Source organism: Trinickia soli (assembly GCF_002879855.1).
Taxonomy (GTDB): Bacteria; Pseudomonadota; Gammaproteobacteria; order Burkholderiales; family Burkholderiaceae; genus Trinickia; species Trinickia soli.
The window spans coordinates 153,071-167,377 of record NZ_PNYB01000011.1 but is presented as its reverse complement, the minus strand read 5'-3'; the positions used below and the strand labels follow the sequence as shown (position 1 = coordinate 167,377).

Genomic DNA, 14,307 nt, shown 5'->3' with positions numbered 1-14,307 from the left:
ACTCCTAATAATTGACGGAGGCTGCGCGCGTCTTGACGCGCGGCGCGGCGGCATCGCGCGAATGCTTTGCGCGCGCGGCGAGACGGTGAGGCCTCGCTGCATCGGCGGGCGCTGCGGCGTATCCGTCGGCCATGCCTGCCTCCTGATCGGTCTCTTTTGTCTTTTCGCGCAAGCCAGGCTGCCCTGCGCGATCTGTTGAAGAAAGTCTAGTCAGGCCAATTTCGGCTCGGTAGGACCAGTGAGAGCAATTCGCTTGGACCAGCGCGGCAGGCGTCGCCGCGGCGCTGGCATCGGCATCGGCATCGGCATCGGCATCGGCATCGGCATCGGCATCGGCATAAACGAGCATAGGCAGACGGCGCTTCCTGGATCACGCTATGAATCTGGTACAAAATGGTTCATTTTCGTGGTCGCCAGCCACGGACGGATGACGCATGGCCGCCCATATCGATCGAACGCCCGACGCCTCGCCCACCGACGACGCACGCGTGCTGCGCGCGCTCGCCGTGCTCGAAACCCTCGCTTCGGCGGGGCAGCCCTACACGCTGTCTCAGCTGTCGGCGCGTCTGCATATTCCGAAAGCCACGCTGTTGCGCATGATCGAGTCGCTCGAGCAACGCGGCTATGTGCTGCATATGCCCGACTCGCGCGGCCACGATCGCGCCATCGCGCTCGGCCCTCGCGCGGCGCAGTTCGCGTTGGCGACGTTGTCGAACAATACGTTTACGCGCGGATGCCGCTCGGTGTTGCGCGCGCTCGTGGAGGTGCTGGGCGAAACGTGCAATCTGACGGCGCTCGACAACGATACCGTGCTCTATATCGAGCGGGTCGAAACGGACGAGCCCCTGCGCCTGGAAATGCGGCCCGGCATGCGCGTGCCGCTGCATTGCACCGCCAGCGGCAAGCTGTTTCTTTCGCAGATGACGCCGCTAGAACGCAACGCGATGCTCGCGCGCATGACGCTCAAGAAAATGACGTATCGGACCTTGACCGATGCGCATGCGCTAGCAGCCGAGCTCGATCGGCTCGCAACGCGGGGCGTCGGAATCGACAATGAGGAATTCGTGCGCGGCATGGTGGCGGTGGCCGTGCCGATCAAGGACACGGCTGCCAGCCATACGTTTGCCGCGCTGGCCGTTCACGCGCCGACGGCACGCGCAACGCTCGAAGATCTGCTCAAGGCAGTGCCGCAAATGAAGCTTGCCGCGAGCCGCCTTGCACCGCTGTTGCATTTGAACGAGCGTGCCTGACGAAACAAGATCGACGCGCAAAAAGGACGCGCATCACAGTGGGTGCAATGCGCGTCTGACGTCTGACGAACGTTCAATGCTGCACTGACGCTCGCCTAATGCGCGAGGATTTCCATCGCCCGCTTCTTCAGTTCGAGGAAGTGAGGGTCGAACGCAACCTCGGGCGTACGCGGGCGGGCCAGTTCGATCGGCACATCGAGCGCCACGCGCCCGGGTCGCGCCGAAAGCACGACGAGGCGCGTACCCAGGAAGACCGCCTCATCGATGTCGTGCGTGATGAACACGATCGTGCATTGCAACTGATCCCAGAGTGCGGTCAGGAACGTCTGCATTGCGGCGCGTGTTTGCGCATCCAACGCGCCGAACGGTTCGTCCATCAGCAACACCTTCGGCCGCATGACGAGCGCACGCGCTATCGCGACGCGCTGCTGCATCCCACCCGAAAGCTCATAGGGCTTGTGCTGCGCGAATGCCTCCAGTCCGATCGTATGCAGAATCTCCGCCGACGCACGGTGGCGCTCGGCTTTGGGCACGCCATGCAGCGAAAGGCCGAACTCGATGTTCTCTTCGACGCTGAGCCATGGAAAGAGCCCCGCCTGCTGAAAGACGACGACGCGGTCCGCGCCGGGTTCGTTCTTCACTTCCCCGTCGATATAGATATTGCCGCCGGAAGGCGACGTGAGACCCGCCAGCAGATGCAGCAAGGTGGTCTTGCCGCATCCCGATGAGCCGAGCACCGTGACGAATTCACCGCCTTGGAACTGAAGGTTGATATTTTCGAGCGCCGATGTGGCGCCGAACGTCTTGTACAGGGAATCGATGACGATGTTCAAGTTCGTCTCCTACGCGACTGGCTCAATCAAGTTCAATGGGCTAGCGATTGCGAATACTGCGGCGCAACGTTCACCTCGAAACTGCTCGGCACGGATTGAATGCGACCGATCGTTTTAAGCACCTTGGCCGTATTGACCAACGTCTCGTACGTCGCCGATTTCGTCACGCCCGCCCCCGACCCCATGACCTTCGGTGTCGTCTGGTCCGCACCTGAAAACAACTCGTACCCGGCCAGCTCACTTTGCGCGACCGCCACTGTGACGCCGGTTTGGCGCGCCATTTCGGCGATGGCACGGTCGCGATTCGATTGCGTGACCTGATAGCCTTCGTCGAGCGCCGCGACGAAGCCACGCACGAGATCAGGATGCGCTTTGGCCCATTCGGCGTTGGCGATGCAGACGTTGTAGCTCGACGCGCTGCGCGGCAGATCGCCGTCGGTTTTGATCGTCTTACCGCCAGCTGCGCGCAGTGCGCTGAAGACGGGGTCCCAGACGATCGCGGCATCGATCGCACCCGTGACCCACGACGTGCGCATCTGCGGCGGCGCCATGTTGATCTGCGTCACCGACGAGTACGGCACATGCGCCTCGGCCAGAAACGTCGCCAATTCGAACGAAGCCTGCGAGCCGGCGACGATCGCGATCTTCTTGCCTTGCAGGCCCGCTACGTCGTGAATTCCGCTCTTCGGCGTGACCACGATGCCGGCAGCGTTCGTATAGCGCTCCTGGTTGTAGACGATCGTCATCGGCAGGCCTTGAGCGATGGCCGTGACAAGCGGCGGTACGCCGATGCCGCACATGAACGTCAGGCTGTTCGATGCGAGCGCGCTCATTGCCGCCGGGCCCGAGCTGAACATTTTGTACTCGACGTCGGCGTTCATATGACGTTCGAACATATGCTCCGCCATCGACACCATGTAGGGGTCTGCGCCGTTGTCCTCGTAGCCGATGATCACTTTCGGCTTGCTCTGGGCGTGGGACACACCGGCAACCAGCGAGCTCATCACCAGCAGCACCGCGGCTGCGCCTTGAATCACACTTTTCGTTTTCATCTTTTCGTCTCCTCGACGGGTGGTTTCAGTCATGCCCGCGCCAGGGCACGACCCAATTCTCGAGCTTGCGTATCGCCAGCTCCATGGCATAGCCGATCACCCCGATGATGACGATGCCCACAATCACGACGCCGACCTGCAACGCTTGCCCGGCGAACTGAACGAGCCAGCCGAGCCCGCTGCTCGCGGCGATCAGTTCGGCGGCGACCAGACACGTCCAGGCCACGCCGATCCCGACGCGCATCGCCGTAAAAATCTCGGGCATCGCGGAAGGCAGCACGATTCGTCGGAAGATTTGCGCGTTGGTTGCGCCCAGCGTGCGGGCAACCGAAATCCGCAGGGCCGGCGTGCTCTTGACCCCCGACATCGTGCCGATGATGATGACCGGGATCGTGCCGACCAGAATCAGGATCGCCTTCGGCAACTCCCCGATGCCGAACCAGACGACGAGCAGCGGAATATAGGCAAGCGGCGGCACCGGTCGCACGAACTGCAACAGCGGGTCGATGAGGTCGAAGATGAGCTTGTTGCGCGACATCAACAGCCCGACCGGCACGCCGATCGCGACAGCGCCGACAAAGCCGATGAGAATGCGAAAGCAACTGATCAGAATGTCGCTCATCAGCGACTGTCCGCCATAGCCGTCACGCACGATGTCGACGAACGACTGCCAGACGGCAACCGGCGAAGGCAACGCGAACGCAGGGAAGATCCCTGCCATCGAAACCGCCTCCCACAACAGAACGGCTACTACCAGAACGGCGGCGGTCAATCCGTATGATCTCGCGGTCGAACTCATCAGGCGCAGTTTGATCCATGATTCGCCGGGGGGGCGCGCAGGTGGCTTCATCGTCTTGCCGTGCTCAGTTAGTGCTCTCGCTCTCACTGCTGTCTCCTGGAGTTGCAGATCCTGACTTCAGGTCGCCACTACGCAGCCGTAATGGAGTCGCTGCTGTCGAAACTGCTGATAAGCGCGCTGATACGAGCGCTGATATAACCGCTGATAACAGCGTTCTTAATACCGCTGATAAAAGCGCTGATAAAAGTATAGTCAGCGCCGTCACCTGCGAACGGGTCTTGTCTCCAGCCATGGTTCGCAATCGCCGGCTCGCCCGTTTAGTCAAGCATTGTCAAACATTAAAAGACCGGGTAGTGCCAGGCGAACAGATCCGATGGGTCCAGTGCGCCCGGCGCTGGCGGGGCGCACCGCCGGCTTGCCGCGGCGTGAGCCTGGACCAGGCGAAAGCGCAAAACTGGCGCTACCGGCCTATGCGAACCCCCATTAACGTATTCCCTATCCAATGGGCCCGCCGTGCATGGATGCGGTTTGCGGCTCGCCACCCCCCTTCAGGAGACTTCAATGACAGAAACGTCCATCGCCCCGTGCGCCGTCACGGCCGACACGCTCGCCGCGTTTTCCGACGCGTTCAACCGCCATGACGCAACCGCGCTGATGGGCTTCATGACCGAAGACTGCGTATTCGACGCCGCCGCGGGCCCCGATGTCTATGGCACCCGCTTCGTCGGCCGGGACGCAGTACGGATGGCGTTCGAAGCCGTCTTTGCCGCCTTTCCCGACGCGCATTGGGGTAACGGACGCCACTATGTCGTCGGCGATCGCGGCGTCTCCGAATGGGTGTTTTCCGGCACGCACACCGAGGGCTGGCGCATCGAAGCAGAAGGCTGCGACCTGTTCGAGTTTCGCGACGGACTGATCGCCGTCAAGCGCGCGTTCCGCAAGGAACGGCCGAAGCAGGCGAGCGCCAACTGACGAATGCGCGCAAGCGCGCACTGCATGGCACCGCGCGAGCGCCTCTTTTGAAACGAATCATTTCATTTCATTTCAATTTCGTCATCGCGCATCGGAATGGCTTGACCCGACATAGGCGTCGCATAGGATCGGAAATCATGCCTTTCGCTAAACGATGACCGGAGACACCCAATGAGCGAACAAAACCGCCCCCAACCTACAACTGCCGACGGCCCGCAAGAGATGACGCCTTCCGAGGCGTTCGTCGAAACGCTTGCAGCCAACGGCGTAACCGACATGTTCGGCATCATGGGCTCCGCCTTCATGGACGCGATGGACATCTTCGCGCCGGCCGGCATTCGCCTGATCCCTGTGGTCCACGAACAGGGCGCGGGCCATATGGCGGACGGCTATGCCCGCGTATCGGGCCGTCACGGCGTCGTGATCGGTCAGAACGGCCCAGGCATCAGCAATTGCGTCACGGCCATCGCGGCCGCCTATTGGGCGCACAGCCCCGTCGTGATCGTCACCCCCGAAGCAGGGACGATGGGCATCGGACTCGGCGGCTTCCAGGAAGCAAATCAATTGCCGATGTTCCAGGAATTCACGAAGTATCAAGGCCACGTCACGCATCCGGCACGCATGGCCGAATTCACGGCGCGCTGCTTCGACCGCGCGCAAGCCGAGATGGGACCGACGCAGCTGAACATCCCGCGCGACTACTTCTACGGCAAGGTCAAAGTCGAGATTCCGCAACCGCGCAGACTTGACCGCGGCCCCGGCGGCGCTCAAAGCCTCGATGAAGCGGCCGACCTCATCGCGCAAGCCAGGTTTCCCGTGATCATTTCGGGCGGCGGCGTGGTCATGGCCGATGCGGTCGAAGAGTGCAAGGCGCTGGCCGAACGTCTCGGCGCGCCGGTCGTCAACAGCTACCTGCACAACGATTCGTTCCCGGCGAACCACCCGTTGTGGTGCGGCCCGCTCGGCTATCAGGGCTCCAAAGCCGCGATGAAGCTGCTCTCGCGCGCCGATGTCGTGATTGCGCTCGGTTCGCGTCTCGGGCCGTTCGGCACGCTGCCGCAGCACGGCATGGATTATTGGCCGAAGGAAGCGAAGATCATCCAGATCGATGCCGACCATAAAATGCTCGGCCTCGTGAAGAAGATCTCGGTCGGCATCTGCGGCGACGCCAAAGCCTCGGCCATCGCGCTCACGCAACGATTGGCCGATCGCAAGCTCGCTTGCGACGCCACGCGCAGCGAGCGGGCCGACCAGATCTCGACCGAGAAAGCGACGTGGGAAAAGGAACTTGACGGCTGGACGCACGAGCTCGACCCGTACAGCCTCGACATGATCGAGGAACAGAAGCACGAGCGCACGTTCAACGGCGGCCAGTACCTGCATCCGCGGCAAGTGTTGCGCGAACTCGAGAAAGCGATGCCCGAGGACGTGATGGTGTCCACCGACATCGGCAACATCAATTCGGTCGCGAACAGCTACCTGCGCTTCAACAAGCCGCGCAGCTTCTTCGCGGCGATGAGCTGGGGCAATTGCGGCTACGCGTTCCCGACCATCATCGGCGCGAAGGTGGCGGCTCCGCATCGCCCGGCGGTCTCGTATGCCGGCGACGGCGCATGGGGCATGAGCCTGATGGAAACGATGACCTGCGTGCGGCACGGCATTCCCGTGACGGCCGTCGTGTTCCACAACCGGCAGTGGGGCGCGGAAAAGAAAAACCAGGTCGACTTCTACAACCGCCGCTTCGTGGCGGGCGAGCTCGACAATCAAAGCTTCGCGGCGATCGGGCGTGCGATGGGTGCCGAAGGCATCGTGGTCGATCAGCTCGAAGATGTCGGCCCGGCGCTCAAGCGTGCCATCGATATGCAGATGAACGAAGGCAAGACGACGATCATCGAAATCATGTGCACGCGTGAGCTGGGCGATCCGTTCCGTCGCGATGCGTTGGCCAAACCTGTGCGCCTGCTCGATAAGTACAAGGATTACGTCTGATCGTAGCGTCGCTGCGGGCCCCGCGCGCTGCAGCTTGCGGCCGGAACGGCGAATCAACCCGCCGGCTCGGCCGCTTTCATCTTTTGAATGGACACGCTTCCCTTCTTTCGCCTTCTTTCGAGTTGACACGCCATGAAAGCCCTCAACCGCATCATCGAAGCCGCGCGCATGGCACCGATGCGTATCGTGCTCTGCGAAGCCGAAGATCCGCGCGTGCTGGCGGCCGCCTCGCGAGCCAGCCGCGAGGGTATCGCCCGCATCACGCTGGTCGGCGCGCCCGATGCGATCCGCGCCGTGGCCGAACGCGAGTCGCTGTCGCTGGATGACATCACCCTCGTCGATCCGGCCACCTCCGATTGGCGCGCCCGCTTCGCGAGCGAGCTCGTTGCGCTGCGCTCTGCCAAAGGCATGACGCAAGCGCTCGCACAAACCGAAGTGCTCAAACCGCTCGTGTTCGCCGATCTGATGGTGCGCTGCGGCTATGCGGACGGGTCCGTTGCTGGCGCCGTCCATACGACCGCCGATGTCGTTCGCACGGCGATCCAATTGATCGGCATCGAGCCGTCGTTCAAGCTCGTATCGAGCTTCTTTCTGATGATGTTATGCGAGCCGTTCCACCGTTATAAAGGCGGGCTCATTTTTTCCGACTGCGCGCTCGTCGTCGATCCCGACGCCGGGCAACTGGCCGAGATCGCCATGGCCGCCGCCGACAGCGCACGCAGTTTGTTGATGGAGGAACCGCGCGTCGCGATGCTGTCGTTTTCGACGAGCGGCAGCGCGCATCACGCACATGTCGACAAGGTGATCGAAGCGACCCAGCGCGTGAAATCGTTGCGCCCCGGTTTGGCCATCGACGGCGACGTCCAGTTGGACGCGGCGATCGTGGCCGAAATCGCCGAACGCAAGATCGAGCATTCCCAGGTGGGCGGGCATGCGAACGTGCTCGTTTTTCCGAACCTCGACGCCGGCAATATCGGCTATAAACTTGCCGAACGCATCGGCGGTGCGAAGGCGATCGGCCCGCTACTGCAGGGGCTGCACTTCCCCGCCAACGATCTGTCGCGCGGCTGCAGCAGCGAAGACGTCTACTATGTGATCGCGGTGACTGCCGTGCAGGCACAAGCCGCCCATGCGCGGGACGCCCATCATTCGACCGCGCCTCACGCGGCATAACGCCAAAGGTACAAAGGGTGCAAAGGTAGGAGGTAAGCGCGCGTCAGCCGTTAAGGCTGACCGCGCCGCTGCCCGATCCACTGCGCGAGGTCGAGCAAACGCTTCGTGTCGAGCGGGGCGGCGGGATCGACCGTCGCGCAGTGCCGACAGAACGTGCTCAGGTCGCAGCCCATCCCGAGTCCCAAGACCTCGACGTCGCGCACCGTTTCGTGTCGAAGGAGCACATCCTTCAGATGTTCGTCGAGATACGAAGGCCCATTGGCTTGAGACGTTGCCGCGTCCATCGGACTGCCATCCGAAATGACGACAAGAATGCGCCGGCTCACGTCGTGTGCGGCCAGCCGTTGGCAGCCCCAGTCGATCGCTTCCCCGTCCACGCCTTCTCGAAACAGGTCGGCTTTGAACAATGCGGCGATATCGGTGCGTGCGCGTCGCCAACTGACGTCCGCGCCCTTGAACACCATGTGGCAGGTTTCGTTCAGACGCCCCGGATGCGGCGGCCGCCCCCGTGCCAGCCATTGCGTTCGCGCACGCCCGCCGTTCCATGCGAGCGTCGTAAAGCCTTGTATCTCGGTCGTCAGGCCCGCCTGCTCGCTCGCGCGAACGAGGCTGTCGACCAGCACCGCGACAGTGTCGACGTGCGCCTTCATCGATGCCGAACAATCGATCAGAAAACCGATCGCGCAATCGCCACGCGGTCTCATGCGCTCCTGCACGAATACGCGACGCTCGGTCGGCGAGCTGACGATCTGCGCCAGACGCCGTCCGTCGATACGGCCCTCTTCCTCGCCGAACGACCAACCGTCGCGCTGCGGCGCGGTCAGCGCGGCCTGCAAGGCACGCGCGACTCGCGCGAGATTGAAGCCGCACCGGGCGATGCGCTCGTCCAGCCGTTCACGATATTCGCGCAGCAGCGGTTGACGCACGAGCGCGCCCGCGGACACCTCGCGGTCGAACTGCGTCGTATAAGCGCGGTAATGCCGCACGGACGAATTCGAAACACGCGCGGCCTGCGCCGCGTTCCCGGCATCAAACGCTTCATCCGACCCGTCGAAATCAACCCAAAGGGAAAACGACGTCAACGCGTCGTCGGCGTCGCGGCCTTCGGCAGCCGCGTCAGCCATCGACATCGCGCCGGCTTCTTCGAGCATCGACGTGACGCGCTGCGCCAGTTCAAGCGCATGCTGGGCATAGCCGCGCTGGTCGAAGCGATTGCGGCGCAACCCCGCAAGGCAGACGCCGATCGCCGGCACGATGCCGGCACGCGTGGCCTCGATGAGGCCTTCGGTCTCTTCCAGCACGCGCGAGCCGGTCACGCGCGACCATACGATCTGCAGCACCGTATAGATGAGGATGCCCAGATGATCGTCGACCCACCCCGCACGATGGTACGCGCGCGACCACGATTCGAAGCGATAGCGCAGATTCTCAGCAAGACCGGACATGCCCGACGGCGCCAACGATTCGCAACGAATCTGCTCGAACATCTCGAACAACAGGCGCTCGACGTATGAATCCGGTGATAGCTGCCGATGCAATGCGGCGTCCGAATGCAGGAGCCGCATGGCGGCGCAATCGGCCGCGCCGCGCAACGAGGCGAAGTCGTCTTGTTCCGCGTCGGTGCGCAGATGCGGCGCAAACAGCGGCAACGGGCGCACCTTCCGGCACAAACGACCGGCACGATAATGCAAGGCAGCATCGCCCGTGTACGCCCGCACGACAGCCGCGCATAGCCGCTCGCGGCCCGGGCCCGTAGCCGATGTGTCATGCAACGGCTTCATCGCGAAGCCTGCGGCACGGCACGGTCGGCGCGCCCATCGGCCGCGCCGACCGTCGCCGCCTCGCCAAGCTCGACGCCGAAGCAGCGCTGGTAGTACTCGCTCACGATCGGCCATTCCGCTTCGTCGCACTTGTTCAAGAACGTCAAACGAAAGGCGAGCTCGGGGTCGCGGAAGATCTGGCAATTCTCCGCCCAGTTGATCACAGTGCGTGGCGACATCAGCGTCGAAAGATCGCCGGTGGCGAACCCCTTGCGCGTCAGCGCCGCCATCGCCACCATGGATTCGACGAGCGCGCGGCCCGCATCGTCGGCCAACTCGGGCACGCGCGCGAGCACGATGCCCGTTTCGTCCTCGCGCGGCAGATAGCTCAGCGTCGCCACGACATTCCAGCGGTCCATTTGCGCGTGATTCAACATCTGCGTGCCATGGTAAAGACCATTCAGATTGCCGAGGCCGACCGTATTCGACGTGGCGAAAAGCCGGAAGGACGGATGCGGACGAATCACCCGGTTCTGATCGAGTAACGTCAGACTGCCGTCGCGCTCAAGAATCCGCTGAATCACGAACATCACGTCGGGACGGCCCGCATCATATTCGTCGAAGATCAAGGCGACGGGACGCTGCAACGCCCATGGCACGATGCCCTCCTGAAACTCCGTGATCTGGCGCTCGTCGCGCACGACGATGGCGTCCTTTCCCACGAGATCGAGACGACTGATATGCCCGTCGAGATTGACGCGCACGCAGGGCCAGTTCAAGCGCGCGGCGACCTGCTCGATATGCGTCGACTTGCCGGTGCCGTGCAGGCCTTGCACCATCACGCGGCGGTTGTACGTGAAGCCGGCCAGGATGGCGAGCGTGACCTGTGCATTGAAGCGATACGCCGTATCGATCTCGGGAACATGATCGTCGCGCTCATCGAACATGGGCACCATCAGGCTCGAATCGATACCGAAGCATTCGCGCACCGACACCATGCGATCCGGCGTCCGTTGCATCCCATCAATCGTCACAGCTTTCTCCTTTGCAACCGGCCCGCCGCCATAGCGGCGGCTCCGGATATTGATCTCGATCGTAGCGCCGTGCGCGGGGGCGCCCAAGAACCAGTCGCGATATTTCGGTTGGACCAGCGGCGCGATCGGTCGCCCTGAGCGCGAATCGGCAATGGGTCGATCGCCATGCCATCGTAGTCTGCTTGCGTGGGCCACCGGATAGGCCAGGGCCGTTTTGAGCCGGAATCGACACATTCCGTTTCAGTTTGGCGCTCAACACGCCCGGTGAGCTTGCGAAGCCCCTCGTCATCCACGACATTGAATCCATTCAGCGCGATACAGCGCGGTTTTCCTATATGTCTATCGGATCGCCAGGAGACGCTTTTCATGGAACAGGAAGTCGACTATGTCATCGTCGGCGCGGGGTCGGCGGGATGTGTATTGGCCAATCGCCTGAGCTTCGATCCGCGCAACTCGGTCGTACTGCTCGAAGCCGGCGGCCCCGACACGAACCCGTGGATTCACGTGCCCGTCGGCTATTTCAAGACCATGCACAACCCTGAGCTCGATTGGTGCTACCGCACCGAGCCCGATCCCAACGTCGCCGGCCGCCGCATCGATTGGCCGCGTGGCAAGGTGCTCGGCGGCTCGAGCTCGTTGAACGGCTTGCTCTATGTGCGCGGGCAGCGCCAGGACTACGACCGCTGGGCCGAACTCGGCAATCGCGGCTGGAGCTATGCCCATGTGCTGCCCTACTTCAAGAAATCCGAAGACCAGGAACGCGGGGCCGATGCGTATCACGGCGTGGGTGGACCATTGAAAGTGTCCGACCTGCGGCTGCGCCGCCCCATCGCCGATCACTTCATCGCGGCCGCGCAGGAAATCGGCATCCCCGCCAACGCCGATTACAACGGCGCCAGCCAGGAAGGTGTCGGCTACTACCAGCAGACCGCCTACAAGGGCTTGCGATGGAGCACGGCAAAGGGTTTTCTGAAACCGGCCCGCATGCGCGCCAATCTGCAAGTCGTCACGCGCGCACAGGTGTGCCGAATCGTGTTCGAAGGCAGAACGGCCGTCGGCGTCGAATACATCCAGGGCGGCGAGCGCAAGATCGTGCGAGCGCGCGCCGAGGTCATTCTGGCATCGGGCGCAATCGGTTCGCCCCAGATCCTGCAGCATTCGGGCATCGGCCCCGCGCCTCTGCTCAAACGCGTCGGCGTGCCCGTGCGCCTGGACCTGCCCGGCGTCGGGCGCAACCTGCAAGACCATCTGCAGGTCCGCCTCGTCTTCCGCACACGCGAGCGCACGCTCAACGACGAAGTCAACAACCCGTTGCGCAAAGCATGGATCGGCATGCAGTACGCGCTGTGGCGCACCGGGCCGCTCACGCTGGCCGCAAGCCAGGTCGCCATCTTCACGCGCTCGCGCCCCGACGTCGATCGTCCCGACATTCAGTTCCATATGCAGCCGCTCAGCGCCGACAAGCCCGGTGAAGGCGCACATCGATTCTCCGCGTTTACCTCTTCGGTCTGCCAATTGCGGCCGTTCAGCCGCGGCCACGTCGAGATTCGTTCGGCCGATCCGTTGCAGTATCCGGCCATTCATGCCAATTACCTGTCCGACGAGCGCGATCATCCGGTCGTGATCGGCGGCATTCGGGTGGCACGCCGCATCGCCGCCGCACCGTCGCTCGCGTCGCGCATCGTCTCGGAGTTCACGCCCGGCGCGCAGTATCAAAGCGACGCCGAGCTGCTCGAAGCAGCGCGGCAGTACAGTCAATCGATTTATCACCCGGCGTGTACCTGCAAAATGGGCAACGACCCGCTCGCCGTCGTCGACGAGCGCTTGCGCGTGCGCGGCATCGCAAGGCTGCGCGTCGTCGATGCGTCGATCATGCCGGAGCTCGTTTCGGGCAACACGAACGCTCCGGTCATCATGATTGCCGAGAAAGCCGCGGACATGATCATCGAAGACGGGCGTTCGCGCCCGGTTTCGGCGGCCGAGCCCGTCGCAGCCGGGGTTTGAGCCCCGGCCCCGCGCTTCAACGGCGCCAACGCAACGGCCGCCGCAAGGTATGACGCTCGAGCCGCACAGCCGGCACGGCATCGAGAAACGTGAACGCCCCGCTCGCCGCGCCTTCGTTGCGCTCGCGTTCTTCGTCGGCGTCGACCGTACGCGAGGTGTCGATGAACAGTGCCGCCACCATGCCCAAGGCCAACAAGCCGGCCGACACCATGAAAGGCGCGTTGTAGCTGCCCGTGTGTTCGATCAGGTAGCCGAAGGCGACGGGAGAGATCATGCCCGCGACGCCGAAGCCCGTGTTCATCATCCCGCCCGCCGTGCCTGCGTACTTGCCTGCGATATCGAGCGGCAGCGTCCACAGAACCGGGTTGGTGAGTTCGAGGAAGAAGAACGATCCGCTCAGCAGCCAGACGGCCGTCAGAGGATCGGCCACCGAAATCATCGGCACCAGGAACGCGAGAGAACCGCCCAACCCGACGACGAGCACCGAACAGCGAGCGAAGCGCAGGCGCCCCGTCACCTTGTAGATGCGATCCGAAACCACGCCGCCCAACGTATCGCCCACCACGCCGGCAAGCAACGGCAAGGCGGTGAAGAGTGCGAGGTGCTTGAGGTCGAAGCCGCGAGACTCCTTCAGATACGACGGCAGCCACGTCAGGTACACCCACAACAACCAGCCGTAACAAAAGTCGACGAAGGTGACGAGCCACATGCGATGAATCAATTTGCGCCAGGGCGTCCGCGCACGCTTGGCGCGCTCGCAATCGCCGGTTCGATAGCCGATCTCGGCCGTTTCCTCAGGCGTGATGCGGCGATTCTGCTCCGGGCTGTTCGTGAACACGAACAGATACAGCACGGTCCACGCGAGGCTCGCGACGCCGAGCAGGATGAACGCGTCGCGCCACCCACCGGCGACCACGACGGCGAGCACGAGCGGTGGCGTGACCGCGCCGCCCAGGCGCGCGAAGCTGTGCGTAATGCCCTGCGCGAAGCCGCGTTCGCCCACGGGCATCCAGTAGGTGAATGCACGCGTCGCCGTCGGGAATGCGCCGCCTTCGCCGATCCCGAGCACGAAGCGCAGCGCGACGAGCATCGCCACGCTACCGGCGAAACCGGTGGCAAGCGTCGCAGCACCCCAGATCAACGAGAGCACGGTCAGCACCACTTTCGGCCCGAATTTGTCGGACAAGCAGCCGCCGATGATCTGCATCGCCGCATAGGGATAGGCGAACGCAGAGAACACGAGACCGAGCTGCACGGTCGTCAGCCCCATCTCGTGCCGAATCAGCGGCCCTGCTACTGCAATATTGACGCGGTCGATGTATGAGATGAAATACATGAGGCACATGACCGCCAAGATGATATGGCGCGTCTTCACGCGCTGCGCACGCTGTTTCATACGGTTGTCTCCCACTGTCTCTTGTTAGAGATTTCGATGTCTACG

General features: G+C 63.2%; 12 protein-coding genes. 5 read left to right on the top strand and 7 right to left on the bottom strand.

Annotated features, from left to right (window positions below):
- Positions 1-4: 4 nt before the first annotated feature.
- Entirely contained in the window at positions 5-349 is a 345-nt protein-coding gene (locus C0Z19_RS28000) for a hypothetical protein (RefSeq protein ID WP_146012072.1), read from the bottom strand.
- Positions 350-434: 85 nt separating this feature from the next.
- Here C0Z19_RS28000 and C0Z19_RS14865 point away from each other — a divergent pair, with 85 nt between their 5' ends.
- Positions 435-1,250 (top strand): IclR family transcriptional regulator, encoded by an 816-nt coding sequence (locus C0Z19_RS14865; protein ID WP_102610591.1) that lies wholly within the window; start codon positions 435-437, stop codon positions 1,248-1,250.
- A gap of 95 nt (positions 1,251-1,345) precedes the next feature.
- Here C0Z19_RS14865 and C0Z19_RS14860 read toward each other — a convergent pair whose 3' ends face one another.
- From C0Z19_RS14860 to C0Z19_RS14850, 3 genes are read right to left on the bottom strand one after another with little or no spacing between them, the layout of a single operon-like run.
- Entirely contained in the window at positions 1,346-2,083 is a 738-nt protein-coding gene (locus C0Z19_RS14860) for an ABC transporter ATP-binding protein (RefSeq protein ID WP_102610590.1), read from the bottom strand.
- A gap of 32 nt (positions 2,084-2,115) precedes the next feature.
- Positions 2,116-3,135: a taurine ABC transporter substrate-binding protein gene (locus tag C0Z19_RS14855; RefSeq protein WP_102610589.1), complete on the bottom strand. Its 1,020-nt coding sequence runs from the start codon at positions 3,133-3,135 to the stop codon at positions 2,116-2,118.
- A gap of 25 nt (positions 3,136-3,160) precedes the next feature.
- Positions 3,161-3,856, bottom strand: a complete 696-nt coding sequence (locus C0Z19_RS14850; RefSeq protein ID WP_233196147.1) for an ABC transporter permease — start codon at positions 3,854-3,856, stop codon at positions 3,161-3,163.
- Positions 3,857-4,495: 639 nt separating this feature from the next.
- Here C0Z19_RS14850 and C0Z19_RS14845 point away from each other — a divergent pair.
- The 3 genes from C0Z19_RS14845 to pta all read left to right on the top strand — a co-directional run bounded on the left by C0Z19_RS14845 (position 4,496) and on the right by pta (position 8,068).
- Positions 4,496-4,906, top strand: a complete 411-nt coding sequence (locus C0Z19_RS14845) for a nuclear transport factor 2 family protein (protein WP_102610587.1) — start codon at positions 4,496-4,498, stop codon at positions 4,904-4,906.
- A gap of 171 nt (positions 4,907-5,077) precedes the next feature.
- The gene (gene xsc / locus C0Z19_RS14840) at positions 5,078-6,895 is read left to right on the top strand and encodes a sulfoacetaldehyde acetyltransferase (RefSeq protein WP_175084048.1); all 1,818 of its coding nucleotides are present in this window, start codon (positions 5,078-5,080) and stop codon (positions 6,893-6,895) included.
- A gap of 132 nt (positions 6,896-7,027) precedes the next feature.
- Positions 7,028-8,068: a phosphate acetyltransferase gene (gene pta, locus C0Z19_RS14835; RefSeq protein ID WP_102610586.1), complete on the top strand. Its 1,041-nt coding sequence runs from the start codon at positions 7,028-7,030 to the stop codon at positions 8,066-8,068.
- A 50-nt stretch (positions 8,069-8,118) separates the two neighbouring features.
- On the opposite strand, the gene C0Z19_RS14830 is transcribed toward pta, so the two are convergent.
- Both C0Z19_RS14830 and C0Z19_RS14825 read right to left on the bottom strand, forming a co-directional pair.
- Positions 8,119-9,849, bottom strand: a complete 1,731-nt coding sequence (locus tag C0Z19_RS14830; protein WP_102610585.1) for a cobaltochelatase CobT-related protein — start codon at positions 9,847-9,849, stop codon at positions 8,119-8,121.
- The gene (locus C0Z19_RS14825) at positions 9,846-10,847 is read right to left on the bottom strand and encodes an AAA family ATPase (RefSeq protein ID WP_102610639.1); all 1,002 of its coding nucleotides are present in this window, start codon (positions 10,845-10,847) and stop codon (positions 9,846-9,848) included. Before C0Z19_RS14825 ends, C0Z19_RS14830 begins: the two co-directional genes overlap by 4 nt.
- Before the next feature lie 381 nt (positions 10,848-11,228).
- Here C0Z19_RS14825 and C0Z19_RS14820 point away from each other — a divergent pair, with 381 nt between their 5' ends.
- A complete protein-coding gene (locus C0Z19_RS14820; protein ID WP_102610584.1) occupies positions 11,229-12,866 on the top strand; it encodes a GMC family oxidoreductase in 1,638 nt (545 codons plus the stop codon).
- A 16-nt stretch (positions 12,867-12,882) separates the two neighbouring features.
- Here the strand turns inward: C0Z19_RS14820 and C0Z19_RS14815 are convergent, their stop codons facing one another.
- Positions 12,883-14,262 carry an MFS transporter gene (locus C0Z19_RS14815; protein WP_102610583.1) on the bottom strand — a complete coding sequence of 460 codons (1,380 nt, stop codon included), beginning with the start codon at positions 14,260-14,262 and terminating at the stop codon, positions 12,883-12,885.
- Positions 14,263-14,307: the final 45 nt, after the last annotated feature.

Coding starts and splice junctions, on each gene's coding strand:
- C0Z19_RS14865 (WP_102610591.1), top strand. CDS start 435: ATGGCCGCCCATATCGATCGAACGCCCGACGCCTCGCCCACCGACGAC.
- C0Z19_RS14845 (WP_102610587.1), top strand. CDS start 4,496: ATGACAGAAACGTCCATCGCCCCGTGCGCCGTCACGGCCGACACGCTC.
- C0Z19_RS14830 (WP_102610585.1), bottom strand. CDS start 9,849: ATGAAGCCGTTGCATGACACATCGGCTACGGGCCCGGGCCGCGAGCGG.
- xsc (WP_175084048.1), top strand. CDS start 5,078: ATGAGCGAACAAAACCGCCCCCAACCTACAACTGCCGACGGCCCGCAA.
- C0Z19_RS28000 (WP_146012072.1), bottom strand. CDS start 349: ATGCTCGTTTATGCCGATGCCGATGCCGATGCCGATGCCGATGCCGAT.
- C0Z19_RS14815 (WP_102610583.1), bottom strand. CDS start 14,262: ATGAAACAGCGTGCGCAGCGCGTGAAGACGCGCCATATCATCTTGGCG.
- pta (WP_102610586.1), top strand. CDS start 7,028: ATGAAAGCCCTCAACCGCATCATCGAAGCCGCGCGCATGGCACCGATG.
- C0Z19_RS14850 (WP_233196147.1), bottom strand. CDS start 3,856: ATGGCAGGGATCTTCCCTGCGTTCGCGTTGCCTTCGCCGGTTGCCGTC.
- C0Z19_RS14855 (WP_102610589.1), bottom strand. CDS start 3,135: ATGAAAACGAAAAGTGTGATTCAAGGCGCAGCCGCGGTGCTGCTGGTG.
- C0Z19_RS14820 (WP_102610584.1), top strand. CDS start 11,229: ATGGAACAGGAAGTCGACTATGTCATCGTCGGCGCGGGGTCGGCGGGA.
- C0Z19_RS14825 (WP_102610639.1), bottom strand. CDS start 10,847: ATGCAACGGACGCCGGATCGCATGGTGTCGGTGCGCGAATGCTTCGGT.